The 22,204-nt window shown below is 63.6% G+C and carries 21 protein-coding genes and 1 tRNA gene; 3 read left to right on the top strand and 19 right to left on the bottom strand.

Features of this window, described 5'->3' with window-relative positions; genetic code table 11:
• Positions 1 to 10 precede the first annotated feature (10 nt).
• The 4 genes from thrC to argS are packed head-to-tail and all read right to left on the bottom strand — an operon-like array spanning position 11 to position 5,479.
• Entirely contained in the window at positions 11 to 1,117 is a 1,107-nt protein-coding gene (gene thrC, locus QN239_RS10510; protein WP_090363905.1) for a threonine synthase, read from the bottom strand.
• On the bottom strand, positions 1,114 to 2,439 hold the full coding sequence (locus QN239_RS10505; RefSeq protein ID WP_499010102.1) for a homoserine dehydrogenase: 1,326 nt from the start codon (positions 2,437 to 2,439) through the stop codon (positions 1,114 to 1,116). The genes thrC and QN239_RS10505 overlap by 4 nt, the downstream gene beginning before the upstream one ends.
• Positions 2,436 to 3,833 carry a diaminopimelate decarboxylase gene (gene lysA, locus QN239_RS10500; protein ID WP_499010101.1) on the bottom strand — a complete coding sequence of 466 codons (1,398 nt, stop codon included), beginning with the start codon at positions 3,831 to 3,833 and terminating at the stop codon, positions 2,436 to 2,438. Before lysA ends, QN239_RS10505 begins: the two co-directional genes overlap by 4 nt.
• Positions 3,830 to 5,479 carry an arginine--tRNA ligase gene (gene argS, locus QN239_RS10495; RefSeq protein ID WP_499010099.1) on the bottom strand — a complete coding sequence of 550 codons (1,650 nt, stop codon included), beginning with the start codon at positions 5,477 to 5,479 and terminating at the stop codon, positions 3,830 to 3,832. Before argS ends, lysA begins: the two co-directional genes overlap by 4 nt.
• A gap of 124 nt (positions 5,480 to 5,603) precedes the next feature.
• On the opposite strand from argS, the gene QN239_RS10490 reads away from it, so the two are divergent.
• Positions 5,604 to 5,679 (top strand) — tRNA-Arg (locus QN239_RS10490).
• Positions 5,680 to 5,746: 67 nt separating this feature from the next.
• Here the strand turns inward: QN239_RS10490 and QN239_RS10485 are convergent.
• On the bottom strand, positions 5,747 to 5,983 hold the full coding sequence (locus QN239_RS10485; protein WP_499010097.1) for a hypothetical protein: 237 nt from the start codon (positions 5,981 to 5,983) through the stop codon (positions 5,747 to 5,749).
• 57 nt (positions 5,984 to 6,040) lie between these two features.
• On the bottom strand, positions 6,041 to 6,475 hold the full coding sequence (locus QN239_RS10480) for a hypothetical protein (protein ID WP_499010096.1): 435 nt from the start codon (positions 6,473 to 6,475) through the stop codon (positions 6,041 to 6,043).
• Between the two features lie 125 nt (positions 6,476 to 6,600).
• Here QN239_RS10480 and QN239_RS10475 point away from each other — a divergent pair, with 125 nt between their 5' ends.
• Positions 6,601 to 7,410: a hypothetical protein gene (locus QN239_RS10475; RefSeq protein ID WP_499010094.1), complete on the top strand. Its 810-nt coding sequence runs from the start codon at positions 6,601 to 6,603 to the stop codon at positions 7,408 to 7,410.
• Positions 7,403 to 8,068, top strand: coding sequence for a type II toxin-antitoxin system VapC family toxin (locus QN239_RS10470; RefSeq protein ID WP_499010092.1), 666 nt, complete (start codon positions 7,403 to 7,405; stop codon positions 8,066 to 8,068). The genes QN239_RS10475 and QN239_RS10470 overlap by 8 nt, the downstream gene beginning before the upstream one ends.
• Positions 8,069 to 8,096: 28 nt before the next feature.
• Here QN239_RS10470 and QN239_RS10465 read toward each other — a convergent pair whose 3' ends face one another.
• The 13 genes from QN239_RS10465 to QN239_RS10405 all read right to left on the bottom strand — a co-directional run bounded on the left by QN239_RS10465 (position 8,097) and on the right by QN239_RS10405 (position 22,021).
• On the bottom strand, positions 8,097 to 10,925 hold the full coding sequence (locus QN239_RS10465; RefSeq protein ID WP_499010090.1) for a DNA methyltransferase: 2,829 nt from the start codon (positions 10,923 to 10,925) through the stop codon (positions 8,097 to 8,099).
• Positions 10,926 to 11,573: 648 nt separating this feature from the next.
• Complete coding sequence (locus tag QN239_RS10460; protein ID WP_499016695.1) at positions 11,574 to 12,977, bottom strand: terminase large subunit domain-containing protein; 1,404 nt, start codon at positions 12,975 to 12,977, stop codon at positions 11,574 to 11,576.
• 159 nt (positions 12,978 to 13,136) lie between these two features.
• Positions 13,137 to 13,409, bottom strand: a complete 273-nt coding sequence (locus tag QN239_RS10455) for a hypothetical protein (protein WP_499010089.1) — start codon at positions 13,407 to 13,409, stop codon at positions 13,137 to 13,139.
• 89 nt (positions 13,410 to 13,498) lie between these two features.
• Positions 13,499 to 14,068: a hypothetical protein gene (locus QN239_RS10450; protein WP_499010087.1), complete on the bottom strand. Its 570-nt coding sequence runs from the start codon at positions 14,066 to 14,068 to the stop codon at positions 13,499 to 13,501.
• 95 nt (positions 14,069 to 14,163) lie between these two features.
• Positions 14,164 to 14,958 carry a hypothetical protein gene (locus QN239_RS10445; RefSeq protein WP_499010085.1) on the bottom strand — a complete coding sequence of 265 codons (795 nt, stop codon included), beginning with the start codon at positions 14,956 to 14,958 and terminating at the stop codon, positions 14,164 to 14,166.
• A gap of 217 nt (positions 14,959 to 15,175) precedes the next feature.
• Positions 15,176 to 15,871: a hypothetical protein gene (locus QN239_RS10440; protein WP_499010083.1), complete on the bottom strand. Its 696-nt coding sequence runs from the start codon at positions 15,869 to 15,871 to the stop codon at positions 15,176 to 15,178.
• Positions 15,868 to 16,104, bottom strand: coding sequence for a hypothetical protein (locus QN239_RS10435; RefSeq protein ID WP_499010082.1), 237 nt, complete (start codon positions 16,102 to 16,104; stop codon positions 15,868 to 15,870). The genes QN239_RS10440 and QN239_RS10435 overlap by 4 nt, the downstream gene beginning before the upstream one ends.
• A 224-nt stretch (positions 16,105 to 16,328) precedes the next feature.
• Positions 16,329 to 16,943 (bottom strand): recombinase family protein, encoded by a 615-nt coding sequence (locus tag QN239_RS10430; RefSeq protein ID WP_499010079.1) that lies wholly within the window; start codon positions 16,941 to 16,943, stop codon positions 16,329 to 16,331.
• Between the two features lie 124 nt (positions 16,944 to 17,067).
• Complete coding sequence (locus QN239_RS10425; protein ID WP_499010077.1) at positions 17,068 to 17,574, bottom strand: hypothetical protein; 507 nt, start codon at positions 17,572 to 17,574, stop codon at positions 17,068 to 17,070.
• A complete protein-coding gene (locus QN239_RS10420; protein WP_499010074.1) occupies positions 17,571 to 18,008 on the bottom strand; it encodes a hypothetical protein in 438 nt (145 codons plus the stop codon). The genes QN239_RS10425 and QN239_RS10420 overlap by 4 nt, the downstream gene beginning before the upstream one ends.
• A 640-nt stretch (positions 18,009 to 18,648) precedes the next feature.
• The gene (locus QN239_RS10415) at positions 18,649 to 19,977 is read right to left on the bottom strand and encodes an AAA family ATPase (protein WP_499010072.1); all 1,329 of its coding nucleotides are present in this window, start codon (positions 19,975 to 19,977) and stop codon (positions 18,649 to 18,651) included.
• A 485-nt stretch (positions 19,978 to 20,462) separates the two neighbouring features.
• Entirely contained in the window at positions 20,463 to 20,684 is a 222-nt protein-coding gene (locus QN239_RS10410; protein ID WP_499010071.1) for an excisionase family DNA-binding protein, read from the bottom strand.
• A 164-nt stretch (positions 20,685 to 20,848) separates the two neighbouring features.
• Positions 20,849 to 22,021, bottom strand: a complete 1,173-nt coding sequence (locus QN239_RS10405; RefSeq protein WP_499010070.1) for a tyrosine-type recombinase/integrase — start codon at positions 22,019 to 22,021, stop codon at positions 20,849 to 20,851.
• Positions 22,022 to 22,204: the final 183 nt, after the last annotated feature.

Raw genomic sequence — 22,204 nt, 5'->3', positions numbered from 1 at the left:
CGTCCGCCCGTCAGACCAGGCCGAGCTTCTCGACGACGGCCACCGGATCAACCGGCACCGGTGTCACCGGCGGCATGCCCTTGAGGGCGGTGTCGGGGTCCTTGAGACCGTTGCCCGTCACCGTGCACACCACCGTGGAACCGGGCTTGACCCAGCCGTCCTCGATCGACTTGAGCAGCCCGGCGATGCTGGCCGCCGATGCCGGCTCGACGAAAACGCCCTCGGCGCGGGCCACCAGGTGGTACGCCGCCAGAATCTCCTCGTCGGTGGCCGCCACAAACCGGCCGTTGGACTGCTGCTGCGCCTCGACGGCCGAATTCCAGGACGCCGGTGAACCGATCCGGATGGCGGTGGCGATCGTCTCCGGATGGCTGACCGGCTGGCCCGACACCAGCGGCGCGGCACCGGCGGCCTGGGTGCCCAGCATCCGCGGCAGGCGGTCGCTCACGCCATCACGATGATACTCGCTGTACCCACGCCAGTAGGCGGTGATGTTCCCGGCATTGCCGACCGGCAACGAGTGCACGTCCGGTGCGGTACCGAGCGCGTCGACGATCTCGAAGGCCGCGGTCTTCTGCCCCTCGATGCGCACCGGGTTCACCGAGTTCACCAGGGCGATGGACGGAAAGTCCGCCGTCAGCTTGCGGGCCAGCTCAAGACAGTCGTCGAAGTTGCCGTCGACCTGAATGATCTTGGCGCCGTGCATGACTGCCTGGGCCAGCTTGCCCATCGCGATCTTGCCCTGGGGTACCAGCACCGCGCAGGTGATGCCGGCTTTGGCGGCATAGGCGGCGGCCGACGCGGAGGTGTTACCCGTCGAGGCGCACAGCACCGCCTTCTGCCCGCGGGCCAGCGCATCGCTGACCGCCATGGTCATCCCGCGGTCTTTGAACGACCCTGTCGGGTTGAGTCCTTCGACCTTCAGGTGCACCGTGCAGCCGGTCTGCTCGGACAGTCGCTTGGCATGGATCAGCGGGGTGCCGCCCTCCAGCAGGGTGACCGGCGTCCATTCGTCGGTGACCGGCAACCGGTCCCGGTACGCGGCGATCAGACCGGGCCAGGGGATGTGCACGGGTCCGGTCCCCGTCGCTTCGCTCGCCTCGGCGGTCTTGCTCATTCTGCGGTTCCTTCCAGTCGCAGCACGCTGTTGATGCGCTCCACGGCGTCGTGGTCGGCAAGAGCGGCAACGGTTTCCGACAGTGCGGCGTCGGTGGCCTTGTGGGTGACGACGACGATGCGGGCACCGTGGCGCTGCCCGTCCTCGTCGACGGTGCCCTCCTGGCGCACCTCGGCGATACTGACCTCGCGCTTGCCGAACTCGGCCGCCACCGAGGACAGCACGCCCGGTTTGTCGGCGACGTTCATGCTCACGTAGTAGCGCGTGGGGATGAAGCCGATCGGCGCGATGGGCAACTCTGCGTACTTGGACTCACGCGGGCCACGGCCACCCTGAACCCGGTTGCGGGCCGCCATCACGACATCGCCCATCACCGCGGACGCGGTCGGCGCCCCGCCGGCACCCTGCCCGTAGAACATCAGCCGACCGGCGGCCTCAGCTTCGACCACCACGGCGTTGAAGGCCCCGCCGACGGTGGCCAGCGGGTGCTCCAGAGGCACCAGCGCGGGATAGACGCGGGCCGAAACCCGCTGCTGCCCTTCGTCGTTGGTCAGCCGCTCGCAGATGGCCAGCAGCTTGATATTGCAACCCAGCGCCCTGGCCGACTCGAAATCGGCGGCGCTGACCTTGGTGATGCCCTCGCGATACACGTCGTCTGCGGTGACCCGGGTGTGGAAGGCGATCGACGCCAGAATCGCCGCCTTCGCGGCGGCGTCGTAGCCCTCAACATCGGCGGTGGGGTCGGCCTCCGCGTAACCCAGGGCGCTGGCATCGGCGAGCGCGCTGGCGTAGTCGGCACCGGTGTCGTTCATGGCGCTGAGGATGTAGTTCGTGGTGCCGTTGACGATGCCGGCCACCCGCAGCACGGTGTCACCGGCCAGCGACTGGGTCAGCGGCCGGATCACCGGGATCGCACCGGCCACCGCTGCCTCGAAATACAGGTCGACACGCGCCTTTTCGGCCGCCTGGGCAAGTTCGCCGGTGGACTGGGCCATCAGCGCCTTGTTCGCGGTGACGACGGACTTGCCGGTCTCCAGCGCTTTGAGGATGGCCTTGCGCGCCGGTTCGACGGGGCCCATCAGCTCGATGACGATATCGACGTCATCGCGGGAGACCAGGGCGTCGATATCGTCGGTGAGCAACTCGATCGGCACCCCGCGGTCGGCGGAGACGGTGCGGACCCCCACACCGCGCAGTTCCAGTGGCGCGCCGATGCGGGCGGCCAGGTCCGGAGCGCTTTCGTTGATGATGCGCACCACCTCGGTGCCCACATTGCCCAGACCCAATACCGCTACGCCGATGGGCTTGTCCTTCTTGCTCATTCGCCGCTCACCTCCAAACTCAATAGATCGTCGACGCTTTCCCGCCGCAGAATCAGCCGGGCCCTGCCCTCGCGGACGGCGACCACAGCCGGCCGGGTCACCAGGTTGTACCGGCTTGACATCGAATAGCAGTAGGCGCCGGTCGCGGCCACCGCCAACAGATCACCGGGGGTGATGTCATCGGACACCCAGGTATCACGGACCACGATATCGCCGCTCTCGCAGTGCTTTCCGACGATTCGCGCCAGCGCGGCCGGGGCATCGCTGACCCGCGACACCAGCCGCGTGTCGTACTCGGCGTCATACAGCGCGGGCCGGATGTTGTCGCTCATCCCACCGTCGACGCTGACATAGCGCCGCTGCGCGGCGTCGCTGATGGCGACATCCTTGACGGTGCCCACCTCGTAGAGGGTGATCGTGCCCGGCCCCGCGATGGCCCGGCCCGGCTCGACCACGAGCTTCGGCGTGGGCAGCCCGACGGCCGCCGATTCGTTCTTCACGATCGCCTTGAGCTTGTCGGCCAGCTCCTGCATCGGCGGCGGATCATCGGACGGCACGTAGGAGATGCCCAGTCCCCCACCGAGATCGAGGATGTTCATCTGCGTGGTCTTGTCCACGCCGAACTCGGCGACCACATCGCGGAGCAGCCCGATCAGGCGACGCGCGGCGATCTCGAAGCCGGAGACGTCGAAGATCTGCGAGCCGACGTGGCAGTGCAGGCCGACCAGGCGCAGGTTGTCGGTGGCGAACACCTGGCGTACCGCGTCCAAGGCGGCGCCGCTGGCCAGCGACAGCCCGAACTTCTGGTCCTCGTGCGCGGTGGAGATGAATTCGTGCGTGTGCGCCTCGACTCCGGGGGTGACCCGCACCAACACGTCTTGGACGATGCCCGCCGCACCGGCGATGGCATCGAGGCGCTCGATCTCGATCTCCGAGTCCAGCACGATATGCCCGACCCCGGCCTTCACCGCCATACTGAGCTCGTCCACGGACTTGTTGTTGCCGTGCACGGTGATCCGCTCGGCCGGGAAGTCCGCGTGCAGCGCGACGGCCAGCTCACCACCAGTGGCGACATCCAGCGACAGACCCTCGGCTTTCACCCAGCGGGCGATCTCGGTGCACAGGAACGCTTTCGACGCGTAGTGCACGTACTCACCGCCACCGAACGCCGCGGCGATATCCCGGCAACGCGAGCGGAAATCGTCCTCATCGATGACGAACAACGGGGTGCCGAACTGTGCGGCCAAGTCGGTGACCGTCACCCCGGCAATCGAGACGACACCATCGGCACCTCGAGCCAGGTTGCGCGGCCAGACATTCGGGGCCAGAAGCAGGATCTCGTCAGGTGTCTGCGGCTTCTCCGGCACGGCAGCACCGGCGGCCTGCGCACTCACATCCGCTCCGGCGCACTGACGCCGAGGATCGCCAGACCGTTGGCGATGACCTGGCGGGTTGCCTCACACAGCGCCAGTCGGGCCGAATGGAGCTCTGCCGGCTTTTCGTCGCCCTGGGGCAGCACCCGACAGGAGTCGTAGAACCGGTGGTAGTCACCGGCCAGGTCCTCCAGGTACCGGCACACCCGGTGTGGTTCCCGAAGTGCGGCTGCGGTTTTGAGCACCCGGCCGAACTCACCGATGGTGCGCATCAGGGTGGCTTCACGGTCGTGGCTGAGCAGTTCCAGGTGTGCGGTGTCGGCGGCCAGGCCCAGGTCGGCGGCGCTGCGGGCCAGAGCCGAGAGCCGGGCGTGCGCGTATTGCACGTAGTAGACCGGGTTCTCGCTGGATGCCGAGGACCACAACGCCAAGTCGATATCGATCGGGCTGTTGACCGAGGACCGGATCAGCACATACCGGGCGGCGTCCACCCCGATGGCGTCGACCAGGTCGTCCAGGGTGATCACAGTGCCGGCGCGCTTGCTCATCCGGACCGGCTGGCCATCGCGGACCAGGTTGACCATCTGTCCGATCAGCACCTCGACGGTGTCCGGATCGTCGCCGAGGGCGGCGGCGGCCGCCTTGAGCCGGGCGATGTAGCCGTGATGGTCCGCACCGAGCATGTAGATGCACAGGTCGAAGCCGCGTGCGCGCTTGTCCAGGTAGTACGCGAGATCGCCGGCGACATAAGCGGGATGGCCATCGCTCTTGATGACGACCCGGTCCTTGTCGTCACCGAACTCGGTGGTGCGCAACCACGTTGCGCCGTCCTTCTCGTAGATGGCACCGTTTTCCCGCAGTTTCGCGATGGCCTGGTCGACCCGGCCGGAGGTGTGCATCGAGTCTTCGTGGGTATAGACGTCGAAGTCGGTGCCGAAGTCGTGCAGCGACTTCTTGATGTGGGTGAACATCAGGTCCACGCCGATCGCCCGGAACTTCTCCTGCCGCTCGTCGGCGGGCAGGCTCAACGCGTCGGGCGCCTTGGCGAGCACGGCTGCGGCGATCTCGTTGATATAGCTGCCGGCATAGCCGTCTTCGGGCGCGGGTTCGCCCATGGCCGCGGCCACCAGCGAGCGGGCGAAGCGGTCGATCTGGCCGCCGTGGTCGTTGAAGTAATACTCGCGGGTGACCTCGGCACCCTGGGTGGTCAGCAAGCGGCCCAGGGCGTCGCCGACGGCGGCCCAGCGGGTGCCACCGATGTGGATGGGCCCGGTCGGGTTGGCCGAGACGAATTCCAGGTTGATCTTCAGGTCCAGATCGACCGAGTGCCCGTAGGCGGCGCCGGCGGTCAGCACGTTGGTGACGACGACGCCTTGGGCACCGGCCTCGATCCGCAGGTTGACGAAGCCAGGGCCCGCCACCTCGGCGGCGGCGATCCCGTCGGCGGCGGTCAGCGCCTCGGCCAGCCAGCCGGCCAGCTCACGAGGATTGGCACCGACCTTCTTGGCGAGCTGAAGTGCGACGTTGGTGGCGTAGTCGCCGTGTTCGGGGTTGCGCGGGCGCTCGACGGTCACCGTTTCGGGCAGCGCGGCGGTGTCCAGGCCGTGTTCGGCCAGGACCGCGGCGGCGGTGGTCTTGAGCAGGGCAGCCAGGTCGGCGGGTGTCACAGGGGTCCATCCTATGGTCTGGGGTGGTCAGCACCCGAATCCATTCCGATTCACGGGGGCGCGCTCCCATGCGCTAGTCTTGCTCCGCTAGTCTGACAAAGCCCTAACGGCGCGAGTTTCACGCGCCCCCGTAGCTCAGGGGATAGAGCGTCTGCCTCCGGAGCAGAAGGCCGCAGGTTCGAATCCTGCCGGGGGCACCACATCAGAGCCTGTTTTCTGGTGACACGGGCAATATTCGGGCAATACGTTCGATCGGCCCGAATGGCGTTATCTCCCAAAAAATCCGCGCGCCTCGGCGGTCGGCTTCTTGAGGACGATGATCCCGTCGTCGCCAGGCAAGCTGATCTCGAAGTACTCGGCGATGAGCGGTAGCAGCTCCACCTTCGCCGTTTCTTCATCGACGTCGAATCTTGTCGCCATGGCTTCGAATGTGACGGCGCGGCCATTCTGGTCCAATAGCTGGAGCGCCGCCTCCAGGACGGTCAATTTGTCATGAGTAGTCACGGGCACCATTATGCGATCGACCGCCGACAAGCCTTACTGATAACCGGTCGCCTCCGCCTACCCGGTCATGAGGTTGCCCCCAGCGCCCCCAAGCGCTCCGATCGCGACCTGGGACAGCGCGCCGGTCAGCCACAGCCCGACCTGCTTGGCACGGCTACGCTCCACCTCGGGGAGTGATTCGTCGTCGGCGGCTGCCGTGAATGCGGCGACCAACCGTTCGACTTGGACCTCCGGCGACGGCCACAGTCCGCTGACTCGCATAGCGGCACCGGTCGGCGGACCGACCGCGAGGATGTCTCCGCCGAAAGCCTGCATCCCCTTCTCAAAAAACGGCTCCCTGTAGAGGGCGCGTAGCGCCCGTTGCACGGTGTCCTTGTCAAAGCCGCATGCGTTTTCGAGTTCAGTTGCGCGGGCATTACGGCCCGTCTGGTCGTACAACTCGACTGCCGCCCTGAGAACGGGCAGGTCTCGCGTCGTCCATGTGTCGGTCATGGGCGTGAGTATCCTCCCACCGACCCACACCGTCTGCTGGTAGATCTCGGCGTGCCGGGGCCAGCGTTTCCTGCCTGGTATCCGTATGTGCTCCCATAGTCACCGGTTGCAGTTAGGTTTGACGAATGGCAGCCACCGGTCTCGAGGTGACACTGCACCAGGGGCGTGAACGGGCCGAGGTGTCGCGGTTCACGCATACCCTTGATGAGATCGTGCGCTCTCTGAGAGAGATCGACGAGGTTTACGTTGAGCATCAGACTCGTGCGACCTGGGTGCTGGCAGGCGTTCAAAGGCGTTATAGCAATCTGATCGTGAAGCTTGAGGCCAGGAATGTACCAAGCAAGCGCGATTTCTCCGACATGCTGGTCCCGGTTACCGCGCTCGTGAATGGCGCGAGGGTATTGCAAAGTGAGCCAACCGTGCCACGACTATTCAAGCCAAGGACGGTAACTCGGCTTGCCGAGCTGTCGACACCAAGCCACGGGGTCCAGACGGTGTCCCTCGCCGCGTACAACGGCGAGCGCGGACAGCGGGTCAAGCTGAACGAGCGGGTACAACAGAACGCCGAGGCGGCTGTACAGCCGTTCGAAATCTCGTACGGCGCGATTACGGGCAAGCTGTTCGGTCTTCGCGAGAAGAACTCCGGTGTCGGCCTGACCATTCGAGACGAGACACGCGGTGATGTCATCAGCGGATGGGTGCCTGAACGTATGGTTGAAGAGGTCCGCTCCGCTTGGCGTCACCGCGTCGCAGTTGGCGGAAAGATTCGCCGAAATGAGCGCGGTCAAGCGATTGCGATGAACATCGATCGCGTCGAGTTGATGCCCGAGGACGATAGCGGGCGACCGTCGACCGATCTTCTACTAGGCGCAGCATCTGACGCATTCGCCGACATCTCAGTCGATGAATTCGTGGATCGGATACGGGGTGAGTAAACAACCCGTGAAGGCTTCTCCGCCGCTCATTTATGTCGATACAAGTGTGTATCTCGACCTGCTGGCCAAAGAAACCCAGCCACACCCGAAGACACAACGCCCCCGCTGGGAAAGCGCCAAGGTATTGCTTGACGCAGTAAATGACGACCGTGTTGTGCTCGCGGCATCTGCTCTCATCGAAGCTGAGGTGAACTGCATTTCGTTGGTTCGCGACGGCGACGAAACAGTGCAGGATCTAGTCCGGGGCTGGTTCACAGCGAAATCTACGCGGTGGACAGAAGTTGACCGATTTCTCGCCCGAGAGGCGGCGAAACTGGCACGGAAATGGCAGCCGTACGCGGCCAAGGGAAAAAAGCTCGGTGGAGCTGACGCGACGCATCTCGCAGCGGCGGTTCGGTTGGGTTGCCAATACCTGATGACCCAAGACAGCGGCTTTCCGGTGGGGCACACGGTCGACGGTGTCCAAGTCATGTATCCCGATGAAGTTTGGCCACGCGACCTCCTCGACGAGCTCGCAGACCAGACGACGGCGAAGAAGGCTCTCCCGCAAACCAAGCCTCCGGCCGCCATCGCAGGTTTACGACGAACCGGCGACCCGCCGGGGCCCATCGCCGCGCTACCACCGGGCAAGTCTGAGAGTAGATCGCGAAAAAGCTAGCTAGGTCCGAGCCTCGGATTACCCGCAGCTACAGCGGCTCTGCAGTCAGACGGTATGTCGTGATTATTGATTCAGGTCTTCCGCCTCCTCCCGGCGGAGTCACCAATTCGGCGTTGGCCGCGGCGGCAAGGTTCAGCTCCAACAACTGCGCAAGTAAATCTTCGTCTGGGTTGAAACCGTAGGCGTCGAGAACCGCCGCGTTGAGGACCGCGTGCATGTCGCGCAACACGGATTTCCCCGGTTCTCGCAACACGTCGTACTGCTCGCCAAGAGTGATGCCCTCTGCGAGTCGCGCGGCCCGGTACTCCGTAATATCAGCCATCGCCCTAGCTACCTTCGTAACGGTCGACTTCGACGGGTGTACCGGCCAGGGGAACGAGTCCCAGACCGTCGTGGACGTATAGCGAGGATCCACCCTCATTTTCGAGCATCGCTCATCGAACCACGTCCTATGCAGCTCGGACGAGACAATGCCGAGCGAGTAGTCGTCATCCAAAGCAATTACCGACATAGAGTCGTCAGGTCGAATGGCCGAATCAACGAATTGAAATACAGAGATTCGTTCATCCAGCGCGACCCGGGAAGTCGCGATGTACCGGGACAGCGAACTGATCGCTTCGACCATCTCGGCTCGCCTGTACGCGTGCTGCCACCATTTGCTGAGGAAGTTTGCGTTATGCCGATTAACTCTCGCCCTTGGGTTCCTTGCCAAGATGGGTGCATTGGCGGCAGCTTCTGCATCAGCGGCGGCCTGGCGCTCGGGCAGCACAAACTTGCGAAGCCGAGTGAATGCGCCCGGCGCGCTGGTGGAGGCCTCGAGAGCGTCCACATGCGGAAGGTCGATGACGAAGTTGGATGGCACCAACGAGTGGAGTAGTACTTTTCCGCCCAGGACGGGATGGAGATACGGGCGCGAACGCGGATCTTTCTCCACCAGCATTGCGGCATCCACCGCGCTGAGGCGAAACACGTCTATGGCGCCGGTGGTTTGACCTTGGAAGATTCGCTTCGGCATCTTGTTCTGCTGTAACGAAACCGCCGCACGGACATCAGTGGATGGTCGCAGTGTCGGTGCGATCACGTCGAGCTTCAGTTGACGCTCGCCGTTGTCCAGCCACAAGACCTTGGAGGTGGGAGCGTATTCCGTACCTTTCACCCAATTCACTATCGATACCTCCACGACAGCGTCACCCGACCAAGGCATTGCCGAAACGGCGTTAAAGATGACACCTCCGTCATTTACCACTGCTTCAAGCGATGTACGACGGGAATCGCCGTTACGAATTGCCTGTGTCGCGACAAACCCGGCTCTGCCGCCATCGGATAGCGTCTTCTGCGCCAACGGAAACCAATACGAGACAAGGTCGCTAACACCGGGATTCGGATACTTCTCGTCCAGTCGTGAGCAGTAGTCGGCCCCCAATTCCTTCAACATATTCCGCCTCCCGTTATAGGGAGGATTCCCAATGATGACATCAGCCTTTGGCCAAGGCACGAAAAGCGCATCACCGCAGAAAATGAACTTGTCAAGATTGTCGAGAGGCAGCGCCTCTGTGTCTTCGTCAAGTTCGTCTGCAGAGAGTTTCTTAGCCATCATCATTGTCACCTTTGCAACCTCGACCGCAAAGGGATTACTGTCAATTCCAAGAAAATGATCTGGAGTGACGTACGAGATCATCACCTGATCCTGTTTGGATCGCTGACGCGCTCGAATCCGATTCTTAACCTCGGCCTCCAGTCGCCGCATCTCTCGATATGCGACATAGAGGAAGTTTCCTGATCCGCATGCGGGGTCCAAGACACGGTAGCTTCCCATGCTGAACCGGATTGCCTCAAGTTCAGCTATCGTCCTCGCCGCTTCGATCTTTTCTGTCCAGGGGTCGACAATGCAGGGGATCACAACTCGTGAAATGTCCGCCTGAGACGTGAAGTGCGCACCATATGCATGCCGCTGCCCAAGTTCCATCGACGTCTCGAATAAGGTGCCGAAAATCTCGGGACGCACGTCGGACCAATCCGTCTTGGAGGCGGTTCGCATTGCAGCGAGTTCACTATCGGTCATTTCTATGGACGCTATTGTGTCGAACAATCCTCCGTTGAAAAATGGGGTTCCTGCGAAACGCCCACCGGCCGTTCGGCCCGGGGAGTTCATCTCGTGAAAAAGGGATCCAATCAAATCGTATGCTTCACGCCCTGACGCGGCGTCCTCGATGGTGTTCGAGTAGAATTTGTCCGGCAGCAGTTCAATGTCTTCGGCAAACATCGCCACAACCGACTGGAGAACGAAGCGTTGGGCCACAGTGCGGGAGACACCGCGAGCTGTCATCGATCGAAATACCCCAGAAACTTCTGCGGCCGCATCACGTGTCACCTTGACCAGATCGTTGCCAAAGCGGGGCTTTTCGTTACTAGGCAGTAGGAATGACAGCACATCGCGACGCTTTACGAGATCTTCGAGTAGGAGCCGGTCCATCGGCTCTTCAAGCTGCTTATTGAAATCGTATATCCAGAATTCATCAAAGTTGCAAAGTACTACATACTCGGGGCGATTCGGCACTGCTCCGAGCCAATATTGAAACGCTTGCCTGAAGTGTTTCGAGAGATCAGATCCGGACTTTTTCATTTCGATGATGCAGCGAGGTTTCCACAACAGGTCTGCGAAAGAGATTCTCTTCTCTTCCACCTTTCTAATTCGCGCTTCAAGAGTTGCTCCGGCTTCACGCACTCCGACGAGACCAAATGCCTTGAATAGTCGATCCAGAAAGATCTGAGCCTCGCCTTTCTCGTCACCCAGAAGGTGTTCCCTGCGGTACGCGACGAATTCAGCGAGGTCTGCTTTGAGCGTTTCGGGTTGCACGGGCCCAACCCTACGAACTAGGGCCGACTATTACCGGTAGGCACGGCTGGACATTGCCGGAGACTGTTTGACGTCGGAGTTCCGGCGAGCGAGGATTCGTCAACGCCTCGTGGTCGCGCTGCGCCGACATCAAAGGTTCGACCAAGGCTCGTCGTCTAGGGGCGATGGATGCACTCGCTCATACTGCGGACGTTCGCGCGCTACCCGCAGGGCACCGTGATAGGGGCATCGCCCATTTGCCAACGTGCCCGGCGTTGAATTCGGCGCATCGGTGAGGTGAGGAACCCACCCACCGCATACATCGCACTCAGTGCATCCGTGTAGTTCTACCTTTCCCAGCGCGTAGAGGACAGCAGCCCACTCCGAAAGATGCATATCCACGCTGCTGGCGTCGGCATCAGTGAAGGGTTCAGCCCGGCGCCGACACCGATCACATGGGCACCCAGACAGGTGATCTTCGTTCGGCGTCGTCAGGAAGCTACGTAGTTGATCCCGACCGGCCCGCGCGAAATTGCCGTCCCGGTCAGCGAATTGACACTCCTGGTCGCCGCACGCGGGCAAAGCAGTAGGTCGGCAGGATGGTGTGACGTCGTCGCTCATCGGCGCAGACTAGCGCGACTCAAAGGAATGATGCAGCTGAACACGAGGCTATCGACTATCCCCTAGTCGCCGCGCCAAGGGACTGTTGTAGCTCGCCATTGACCGGCCACCGGAGCTGGGGACAGCCGACCGGTCGGCGAAGCGCTGGCCGATCGGGGTGACGATCTGCATGCGCGCTCCGGCGGCGTGGGCCAGCACGTCGTGGGCGATCATGGCGGCGGCGATTCGGTCAGGCTGGTGCTGTCCGGATTGCCACTGCACCGCCTGCTGTTCCCAGTCTGGGTGATGCCCGGCCAGCCGAAAGGTCCCGACCTCCAGCGCCTGGAGTAGTGCGGCAGCTCGGGCTGCAGCGTCTCCACGCCCGCGTCCACTGCCTTTCGGCGGCCACGCGGTCACGGGGATATAGCGGTCGGGCTTGGCGCGCGCCAGAGCCTCTCTGACCACGCGCACGTAGGTGGTCCCGGCGGCGAAGGCTTCCACCGCGATCTCGCTGGCGCCGGTATCCAGTGCTAGCCGGACGGCCTTGGTGGCCCACTGGTCGCTGGTCATGTGCCCTGATGCGTCGGCAATCATCGACACCGTGGCGTCGGCGGCCAGTGATGCGGCGATGATGCCGGTTTCGTCGCCTTCGCCGCTGTCGGCCGGGTCGACACCGACCACTGTCTTGATCGGGGCCGATGGTGCGATGGGCAGCCGCCACTGATCAATCCAAGCCGACTTGATCAGCCCGCCCTCGGGCGTGCTTGGCACGCCGAGATACATCGCCGCCCAGACCCGTTCGCCCACACCGCGTCGGATTTCGGCGAAGTCATCGGCGGTGCGGCCGATGGCCGACACCATCGCCACGCCGGAGGTCTTCCGTTCAAGAGCATCGGGCACTCCCGCTGTCGACACCGCCGGGATGTTGATGTGCTCCCACCGGCTGCCTGGTTCGGCCAATAGCTCACCGGCGATGTCCTGCTCGTGCCAGCGGGTCAGTACGACGATGGCGCTGCCGCCAGGCATCAGCCGGGTCAGCAACGATGCCCGGAATTCGGCGATGAGGCGACGGCGGTAGGCAGCGCTGTCGGCTTCCTGCGCGCCCTTGATGGGGTCGTCCACGATCAGAAGGTCCGAGCCAAAGCCCGTGGTGCTGCTGAGGATTCCACCGGCGAGCAAGCCGCCACGGTGGCTCTCGACGCGCCATCTGCCTACGGCTTTCTTGTCGGCGGCCAACGCTATTCCGACGACGTCAGGGTGGTCGGCCACCAGGCGGCGCGCGGCTGCGGAGTGTTCCTCCGCGAGATCGTCCCCATAGGACTTGACGATGACCTCGGTGTCGGGGTTCACCATCAGCGCGTGGACCGGTAAGACCTGGGACACCAGGACGCTCTTGCCGGTGCGCGGCGGGCACGTGACGATGTAGCGACCATCCGGTTCGGTGACGGCCCGCTCCAGAACATCAGACAGCATGGCGATCGACGGGGTGACGCGGTACCCGGGCACGAGTCGTGCCGCCAATTCGGCCGGCGTTTGGGGTCGGCGTCGGCCAGCAACGGCGAGAAGGGCACGGGCAGCGGTGAGGGTGCTCACCGCCGGAATCGGTTTGGGTGCGAGCGCCTTGGTCACGTTCTATATAACCCGGAAATCTCTTGGGTTCCGCTGTGGGCCAGGCGCATTCGCTCCGTGCTGCAAGCTCAGATAGTTCTTGCCGCCGATTTTGATGCAATAGATCGCACCGCTTTCGAACAACCGGGTGACGGCCTGGGCGTGGCGCCACCAATCGCCGGGTACCTGATCTCGAATGCTGCGCCACGCGACGATCTCGCCGTCGGTCGGTGCGAGTGCGGCCAGGACGGCGGCATCAATATCGGCGTCGGTGACGGGGACCACGGCTGTGGTCATTGGCGGGTTCTCCTCGGGGTGTTGTTTTGAATCAATTGGCGATCGGGTGGGTCGTCATTGCCGCGTCGAGGCCCCGCGGCGATGGCGTGCTAGAACAACTGGCGTCCGGCGCTGAGCTTGCCCGGTTCCGCCCCGGCTCGGATGGCCGCTGCGTAGCGGTGCTGCTCGGCGTGGCTGGGGATATTGAGGACGTCCAGCACGGCCCGGTGATCGATTGGTCCGGTGCGGAACATGGCCAAGCTCAGTTTCGCGATCTGCGGCCACAAACGACTGACTAGCGGCAGCACCTCGTCCACGGCCGCGAGCGGGTTACGGCCCTTGGCCAGCGACATCTTTGTCATCTGGTCGAGATCATGGACATTTTTGGCTGTCAGCAGCTTCATGACCTGAGTGAGCGTCGGTTTGCCGCCGTTGTCGTATACCGCCTCCCCGGCGCTTCCGGCCGCGGTGATCACCGGCACGTAGGGCTTCACGGCGGCCTCCCAAGGCATGTAGCGGGTGTAACCCGCTACAGCTTCGCCGGTCGTGCGAGGCCCACCGCGCAGCACCTCGGCGCGATCGATGGTCCCGCCGTGAACCGCGGCGATGACCGCGTGGCTCGCCTCGTGCGTGGCGGTGCCCAGATGGCGGCGTTCGCCAGGCGTGAGGTGATCGAACATGGGGGTCTCCTATCGAAATCGGGTTGTTCGGGCGCGGCGGCGCCGGACGGTCACGGGGCCCACAGCCACTCCGTGGTCCCGTCCGGCGCCGACGGTCACCCCGAGAGCGCCACTGCGCCGAACGCGTGCTCGTAGGCGACCAGCACCGACCGTTCGGCGATGACGACGTGCTTGTTCCACTCGGCCTTGATCGTCTCGCGGACCTGGACCTGATCCCGCCACCCATACAGCCCGGAGGTCGCCACCAGCTTGTTGTCGAGCTCGTCGACGTAGCCCCCGCCGAACACCCACCGGTGACCGGACGGTGTCGTGAAGCCGCTGCCTGTCCGCACCAGCAGCTGCTGGAAGCTCGCGAACGCAACCGTCCGCGCGCTGGCGTGAATCGTGCCGACTATCCCGCGTTGAGCGAACTTCGCCTCGAGAATGCTCACAGCCTCGACAAGGCTGCCGGTCGCCGTCGGTGTCCCGGCGTCGGCCAGCAGGCGGGCGGCGAACTCCCTCTCGACCATCTGCTGCTCGTTCAGGCGCAAGTTCTGCACCGCGCGGTCGCGCGTCTCGGCCTGGCTGGATTCAGTTAGGTCGCATTGCGCGAAGCCCCACACCGTCATTGGGTCATACGGCGCCGGATCAGCCGCGCGGACGCCGTCCTTGACGTCGTCGGGGCCGAGGTCGTCGGGCTGTGCGCACCAGTCAGCGCCCCACACTCCGGCGGCATCCTGTCCGTCGTAGTTGGCCGTCAGCACCTGGACGCCGGTCAGGAACCGGCTGGGCTCGTCTTCGGCGGTGTCGGTCCACTGTGTTGCCGCGTAGAGCCCGGGCGGCGACGGGTTGACGAGCGGTGCCCGGAAGAGGATCGGGTTCAGTGTGCCGGTCTCGGTGGTGATGGTCATGCTGCTCCCTGCATAGCTTCGGATTTCGCGGCGTTCTTCCTGAATTGGCGAGCGGTCTCAGCCGCCGCCCTGGCTTTGGCGCGGGCGGAACCGACGGCGAGATACCGGTCAATGCAACTGCGGCAACGCCATCCGTGCTCACTGCCCTTCCAGGTCAGCGACGGCCCATGACAATCCGGGCAGACATGGGGTGTTTCCGGCGGGTGATACGCCACGATCACACCGCCCCGAGCTTGGTCAGCGCCCGTTGGCGGCGCTCGGCATCCACGCGCTTCTCCTGTTGAGAATTGAATTCCTCGACTGTCGGGAGCTGTTGGCGTTCAGCGACTTTGACCAGGCGCCTTTCAGCGGTCGCCACAGCATGGTCGAGCCCGCGAAGGGCTTTTACTAGTCGATCAGAAGCACTAGGCGCCCCCTTCAGCCGCTGATCATCGGGAGGCAGTGCGACGGACAGCAGGTGCGCTAGGTCAGCGGCGTAGGGCTCGACGTACTGCACCAACGGGCTGACCCAAGTGCCGGAGACGATCTGTGTGTCGCCGATCTCAGGGAGCTGCGGCCGCACAGCGAGATCAGCTGCCGCTGTCCGAGATTGTGCGCGGATGTCTTCGGCGAGCGTGCGAGACTCCGCAATCAGGCTGACGTTGGTTACCTGTAGCTCGTGGACGGCATCAAGGATGTCCTCGATGTCTCGGCGCATGGACACCGGGTTTTTCAATCGCGAGATCTCGATGGCTAGCGGAGTGCACACGTCGCAGACCTCGGTGGCGACGTTGAAAGCGCCGGTGCACGTGGCGGGTTGATGATTGCGACGACGTGCACGTAGGAAAGCCTGGTCGACTCCGGTCGGGAGAGTTGAGAGATACATCGGCGGGAACGGGGGCAATGCTGGCTGGGTACGACGGCGACGAATCATCGAGCCACCGCCTCGGCGAGCGCCGCCCGCAGGCGATCGACTGCCGCCCCCGTCAGTTGTCCAGACTCGGCGGCGATGGCTTTCTTGGCTCGGTAGTACGCCAGCGCGTGTTGGCACTCCACTCGTTCGGGTGCCGCTTTGGGTAGCCCTCGACATGCGTAGTTAGCGTTCATCGCGACCCACACTGCCTGCGACTTCGACTCGGGGTCGGTCGACGCGATGGTGGCGTTCATGGTCTTCAAGATAGCGCCACCAGCGCTTGTGCGCTATAGGTAAAATTCCCAATAGTACTGTGCCAGAACGACTTTAATGCCGCCTTGTTGACGTATTGTCGGCGTCGTTTGCGGGGCTACCCAGTAGCTTTATTGATACGGCGGCATTGTGGCAGGGACAGAAAACGTCTGTCCCGATCGGCAAACTGGCCGGGGCAGACGGGCGTATGAGGCAGGTTGGCGTCTCAGCCCTCAGCTTCCTTGGCGGCCAACGCGCGGTAGACGGTCGCCCTGCTCACGCCGAGTGTTTCGGCAATGACGGGTACCGGTTCGCCCTGTGCGCGTAGCTTCTCGGCGATGGCCACCTTGTCCGGCCGCAGGGCCTTCGGGCGTCCGACGTCCATGCCGCGCGCCTTCCTGGCCGCCTTGGCGGCGGTCCGGCGCTCACGGCCCAGCTCTAGTTCCAGCTCGGCCAGGCTGGCTAGCACCCCGGCGATCATCCGACCGGTGGCATTGCTCGTGTCGATGCCTTCTCGCAGGCTGCGCAGAACGATGCCTTGCTGGTTCAGGTCTCGGATGGTGAGCATGACCTCGGCGGCATTGCGGCCGAGACGGTCGATGCCGACAACCACGATCGTGTCGCCCTCCCGGGCGTAGTCGAGCACCTCGGCTAGGCCCGGCCGCTGTTCCTTGGTCGAGGTGCCGGTGAGTTTGTCGGAATAGACCCGCTTCGGATCGACACCGGCAGCGGTGAGGGCGTCAGTTTGCTGATCGAGCGACTGATGATCGGTCGACACCCGGGCGTATCCCAACAGCGCGCCCGTCTTCGGCTTCGTGGTTGCGGCCATGCTGACGAGCATATCTCAAAATGTCTCTAAATAGGGTTTAGATATGCTACAAGTTTTGCGACGCTCTACCTGCGACTATGGTGCTGTCCAGCGGGTCAGCCAACCACGTTGCACAACTATAGAATTGAGACGCTGATCAGATGGGACGTAGGCCGCCGCCGTGAGGGACGCCGAACCCGCGAGCAGCGATGTGTCCACCACGTGGGCCGCGACTCGGGGCCGGTTCCGGCTCGGCATGTTCGAGTTCGGGTTCGTCCTCCACGGCATCGTTTTCGCCCCCCAGAACGGCCAGGCCAGGCGAAGCGTCGTCGGTCGGCGCATCGTCACCGGTGGTGGGCTCTGGGGCGTCTAGCGTCACCACGGCCTCCGAAGCGGAGTGAGCGTTGGGGATCTCGCGCCGTCGCTGTACTGCCAGCCATTCGCTGATCTCGTCGGCAGGCACGCCGCCTTCAGCCAGTACCCGGCGAGCTACCTCGATACGAAGCGTCGCCAGATCGGTACCAGGTTCGGGGGCCAGCAGCATCAGTGCCGAAAGCTCTTCCACGGCCTGGCGTTCCAGCGCGGCTGGGGTGATCTTGCCGTCGGCGGCGTCGGTGGCGACGGACATCGCTGCCGTGATGACGTCTTCTACGGTGGTGTTCATCTGACGATCTCCCCTTCGATGATGGTGGTGTTGGCCAGGGCGGACTGTGGTGGTCGGTCGGCCACCAGCGCCAGCAGTTCGTCGCGCATCCGCTCGATGATGGCCGAGGGCGATTGGTGCACGTTGACTTCAACCTCGGCCCGTTCGGGCATGTACGCCCCTGCCAGCTTCGCGCGTTCGGCGACGATGCTGCGCAGCTCTTTCGAGTACTTAACGGCGGTCTCGTCGTCCCCGCCCTCCATCGCCAGTAGGTAGCGGGTGAAGTCGGCCCGCTGCAGAAGTTGCAGTGCGGCGTCATGTTTCGCCCGCACGGACTCGATGGTCTCAGGCAGGGTGCTGCCTGTCAGTCTCGCCACCGCCTGCTGGGCTGCCTGACGGCTGCGGTAGTTCAGCTGGTCTGCGATCTCCTGCCACGTGGCGCCGGTCGCACTCATTCGCGCTGCGTGTTCAGCACGGTGCCGTGCCTCCAGTCGGGTGGACATGTCAACATCCTGTCAACAAACGGTGCAAACGAAAATGGCATCACACGGCGGCTTTGTCGTTGCGGACGTGACGGTTCCGCCGCAACGATGACCGAAACCGCCACAGACCGTGTGGCTGTGTTGCCGTCTGAAGTCTGACGCCGCCTGCACCGCCCATCGGGGTTTGAACTTCACCGCTCCTAATCCGGCTGCCTGTCGGTAGCCAATTTCCCTCTGCCCCTTCGGGTTATGGGGTGGAGGTTTATGTGCCAGCCCAAAGCCGCCGTTGACGTGCGGCTATAACACGAGCCAGCAGATTCCGGCACGTAAAGATCCGGGCTGCCAATAAGCCGCTGACCAGTGCGAATGTAGTTCTGGCAGGTAAACCTCCGATACCGGTTTACCTGCCAGCGTGAAGTGAATGCGATTCCGGCAGGTAAACACCCACCGCGGACGCCCGCCCGGCACACAAACCTCTGACCAGCACGAACAACCACCGAACTGGGGAAACGCAGACTCTGGTGGGTAAACCTCCGACCAGTACGAACGTGATCTGGCCTGCATCGACACATAAACCCCTACGGACAGGGGCGGGAGTTTACCTGCCGGCCGGTCATGGGGCCATGAACGTGACGTCCGTCGGGTCGACAGGTGTCAATGGCGATACATCCGTGGGATTGTCCGGTCGGTTGGCGTCAATCCACCGTTCCCAGGCGCCTGAGAATGGCTCGCGGGAAACGCCTTTGATGAAGTGGTCGCGTACGCGCGACATCGCCGTCTTGTCGTGAATGCGACCCTCACGCTTGAGCTTGCACAGCTGCACGATGGTGCGCTGGACGGCCCGCTCGTACTTGGGCGACCCGACGACGGTCACGCCGTCGGTCACCGGGGGCCGGCCACCCTTGCGTGGGTCGGGCATGTCGGTGCCGTCTGCTGTTCCGCGTAGCCCCTTCGGACGCAGAATTTCCCACGACAGTGATTCGAGGGCGTAGCCGTGGATGTCGAGTACCGGCGCGCCCCGATCGAGCACTGGTGTGCTGTTCATACTGAATACGCCCCAGCGCCGGAGGTTGTCGCGTTTGATCTCGTCGTTGTCACCGTCGTCATCGGCCTCGGGAGCTGCGGTCTCACGGCGCACCGCGCCGGGGCGGTCTTTGTGGATCCACAGCGACGACACCCCGCCTTGTCCTGGCGTGAACTGCACGACGCGGAACACCCGCACCATTGCCCCGTTGAAGATGCGCGTTTTTCCGTAAGCCCCAACCGGTCCCAGCCGTCGCGATTCGGCATTTTTGGCCAGGTGGTCGATGAGTACGACCGCCGCACCCGCCTTGGCCAGCGGTGCGACCACGGCCCGGAACGCTGCGGTCACCTCGTCGTTGCTGTTGCTGCTGGCACCCATCAGTGGTAGCAGTTCGCCCACACTGTCCAGCAACGCCAGGTCCGGCGCCCATATCCGTAGATGGCCAACAGCGGCGCACAGCTGTGACTTGTCTTCCGGTTCCAGATATAGGAACCGGCTTGGGTCGGCCAACACCTCGTGCGCAATGCCGAGCATGTGCAACCGCTCCACCGTGGTGTCCACGCCATTGTGGTCCATGTCGATGAACACGAATCGACGGCCAGCACAAAGGACTTCGGCCCCGGCTGCCAGTGCGATCCAAGTCTTGGCCGTCTCGGGATCTCCGAACAACAGATTGACCTTGCCCTTGTAGAACAGGCATTTGTCGTCCGTCCTGGCCAACACTGAGGGCATGGCCTTGAGCGCTGCGTTGCCATCGATCACCGCGGCGATGTTGACAAATAGGCCGCCCGGCCCGACTCCATGCTGTTCGTTCTTCGCGGCTGCGTTGACCTGAGCGGCCCACCATGTTCCGGGGTCGTCTAGTTGAACGCCGGTCGTGTCAGAGACCCGCACCATCGCGGCGCGTTGCGTGTCCATGTCGGGCACCGCCCCGACATGGTCGGCGAAGATCGCTGCGGGTACGGCTTGGAACTCCGCGAATGTCGTTGTCTCGTCAAGCGGTATCCCGTACTTGTCGACGCACGCGGTCAGTGCATCCCATAGCTCGCCGCTGACCGCGTTGTAGATCGGTGAGTCGATGTCGGCGTCGTACTTGACGACCAGGGCTGCGATAGTGATCCAAGCAGCCTCAGGGTTCCCGCCCGCACCGCTCCCGTTGCGGCCGTTCATCGTCGGTCCCGCGAATGGCGCGGTGTTGCCCTCTGCTGCCGATCCAGGGCAAGCATCCCCGGACTTGGTATTCTTCACGTATCTAGTTCTCTCGGGTCGTGAGGATTGGGTGTCATTGGTCGCCCGGCGGGGTGGTGCCCGCCGGGCGCAACAAATCTCATGGCGGCCGTTGTGAGCGCAATCTGGTTGGCATGGAAGTCATTCCACTCGTCGGGCGCGCAGAAATCGGTCCGTCATCGGCTTGCCGCGATTTCGGTGGGGATGACCGGCTTCATAAGCGCGTCAACATCGGCGACCTTCACGCGGATGGCACTCCCAGGCTTATCGGATAGCCGATATGCGGGCAGCTCGCCACTGGCGATTTTGTCGCGAAGGGTGAAGACCGAGAACCCCGTACGGGTTGCGGCATCCCGAAGTGAGATGAAATGCGGGATTGGGGTGATGCGGGAGGCCATGTCGATCGGTTCCTCTGACTCGCCGTTCAGGGGGCACCGGTTGGTCCCTCAGTTACGGCGGGTCAATCCCGCTTGTCGTTTCCGAATATAGCGCACGGTTTTGTGTGAGCGCTACTGATTCTCGCCAGATAGGTGAGAACACCTATGACTAAGTCACATTCAGGCTATCTAGGCGGGGCGACGGCCAAAGCCGACAATCGATCAGCTAGTGCGGCCGCGCGCCCTTCAGCAGTGTGCTGGTAGCGCATGGACATGTTCGGGCTGGTGTGGCCCAACCGGTCCATCAGTTCCCGCAGCGTTGCACCGGTCTGGGCGGCCATGACACCGGCGGCATGGCGTAGGTCGTGAAAATGCAAGTCCGGTTGACCAATGGTCTCGCGTGCCGACTCCCAGGCTGTGCGGAACCGCTTCTCTCCTGCGAACGATCCTGTGGACGGTTCTACGAACAGCAGCGCCTCACCGGCCTTCGCCACATGCCGGTCTAGGTGGTCCAGCACGGCGGGCCGCACGTGCGGTGGCACGCTGACGACGCGCCGCGACTCGCGCGTCTTGGTCGGCCCGACTTCAAACTTGCCGTCCCGATATGTCACCGCCCGTTCAATCCGCACCGAGGACCCATCGGCAGCCACGTCGACCCGTCGCAGCGCGAACACCTCCCCCTTGCGTAGCCCGCACCATCCGGCCAGCAGCACCGCCAAGCGCGAATCGTCGGGCATGTCGTCGGCCAACTGAGCTAGCTGGGCAGCGTCCAACAGCACCACCGATCGCTTGGCGTGCTTCACGATGGCAGCACCCTTGATCCGGCACGGGTTCTTGTCGATCAGGTCGTCGGCCACTGCGGTGTTGAAGATGCCGTTGAGGACGGCGTAAGCCTGAGCGTTGCGTGTCTTGTGCTCGCTGCCGAGACCGGCGTGCCATGAGCGCACGTGCTCCGGGGTGATCTCAGTGATCCCAACGTCGCCCAGGGTCGGAAGTATGTTGTTGTCCAGATGACCTTGGTAGTTACTGCGGGTACGCCGCGCCAGATTCGTCTTGCTGTCCAGCCAGGTCTTGGCATAGCTGCGCAACGTCAGCTTCTCAGCCTGCCTTTTGGCCGCGCGTTCGGCGGGCGGTGTCCAGATTCCCGGATTCCGCCGGTCCAGCTCGATCAGCTCGCGCTCATCCTCCAGCCATGCCACTGCGCTCGCTTTCGTGGGGAACGTCGCCAGCGCGTTGTACACAGCCCCGTTGTGCGAGTAGCTGGCCTGCCAGCGACCGCTGTCGCGCTGCCGCAGACGTCCGAACTGGCGACGTGTGCGCTCGCCTACGGGCTTGGTCGGCGTTTTCGTGCGCGTCATGGAGGCTCCTCGCTGGGCAACTAACGGGCAATAGTGACCTACGCAGAACCTAACAGAACCTCACAGCACCTAGGAGCGTCTGACCAGGTAGTTGACGGTTTTCAGGAATGTTCGCAGGTAACGCCAGGTGAGCATATCGCGCTTCCGGCTACTTCGAATCCTGCCGGGGGCACCCTTGTTCTA

Origin of the sequence: Mycolicibacterium sp. Y3 (assembly GCF_051188035.1) — a bacterium.
Lineage (GTDB): Bacteria > Actinomycetota > Actinomycetes > Mycobacteriales > Mycobacteriaceae > Mycobacterium > Mycobacterium fluoranthenivorans.
This window is presented reverse-complemented; position numbering and strand designations above follow the sequence as displayed.

Coding starts and splice junctions, on each gene's coding strand:
- thrC (WP_090363905.1), bottom strand. CDS start 1,117: ATGAGCAAGACCGCCGAGGCGAGCGAAGCGACGGGGACCGGACCCGTG.
- QN239_RS10505 (WP_499010102.1), bottom strand. CDS start 2,439: ATGAGCAAGAAGGACAAGCCCATCGGCGTAGCGGTATTGGGTCTGGGC.
- QN239_RS10480 (WP_499010096.1), bottom strand. CDS start 6,475: ATGACCGACACATGGACGACGCGAGACCTGCCCGTTCTCAGGGCGGCA.
- QN239_RS10475 (WP_499010094.1), top strand. CDS start 6,601: ATGGCAGCCACCGGTCTCGAGGTGACACTGCACCAGGGGCGTGAACGG.
- QN239_RS10460 (WP_499016695.1), bottom strand. CDS start 12,977: ATGCTGTCTGATGTTCTGGAGCGGGCCGTCACCGAACCGGATGGTCGC.
- QN239_RS10455 (WP_499010089.1), bottom strand. CDS start 13,409: ATGACCACAGCCGTGGTCCCCGTCACCGACGCCGATATTGATGCCGCC.
- QN239_RS10450 (WP_499010087.1), bottom strand. CDS start 14,068: ATGTTCGATCACCTCACGCCTGGCGAACGCCGCCATCTGGGCACCGCC.
- QN239_RS10445 (WP_499010085.1), bottom strand. CDS start 14,958: ATGACCATCACCACCGAGACCGGCACACTGAACCCGATCCTCTTCCGG.
- QN239_RS10440 (WP_499010083.1), bottom strand. CDS start 15,871: ATGATTCGTCGCCGTCGTACCCAGCCAGCATTGCCCCCGTTCCCGCCG.
- QN239_RS10435 (WP_499010082.1), bottom strand. CDS start 16,104: ATGAACGCCACCATCGCGTCGACCGACCCCGAGTCGAAGTCGCAGGCA.
- QN239_RS10430 (WP_499010079.1), bottom strand. CDS start 16,943: ATGCTCGTCAGCATGGCCGCAACCACGAAGCCGAAGACGGGCGCGCTG.
- QN239_RS10425 (WP_499010077.1), bottom strand. CDS start 17,574: ATGAACACCACCGTAGAAGACGTCATCACGGCAGCGATGTCCGTCGCC.
- QN239_RS10420 (WP_499010074.1), bottom strand. CDS start 18,008: ATGAGTGCGACCGGCGCCACGTGGCAGGAGATCGCAGACCAGCTGAAC.
- QN239_RS10415 (WP_499010072.1), bottom strand. CDS start 19,977: ATGGACACGCAACGCGCCGCGATGGTGCGGGTCTCTGACACGACCGGC.
- QN239_RS10410 (WP_499010071.1), bottom strand. CDS start 20,684: ATGGCCTCCCGCATCACCCCAATCCCGCATTTCATCTCACTTCGGGAT.
- QN239_RS10405 (WP_499010070.1), bottom strand. CDS start 22,021: ATGACGCGCACGAAAACGCCGACCAAGCCCGTAGGCGAGCGCACACGT.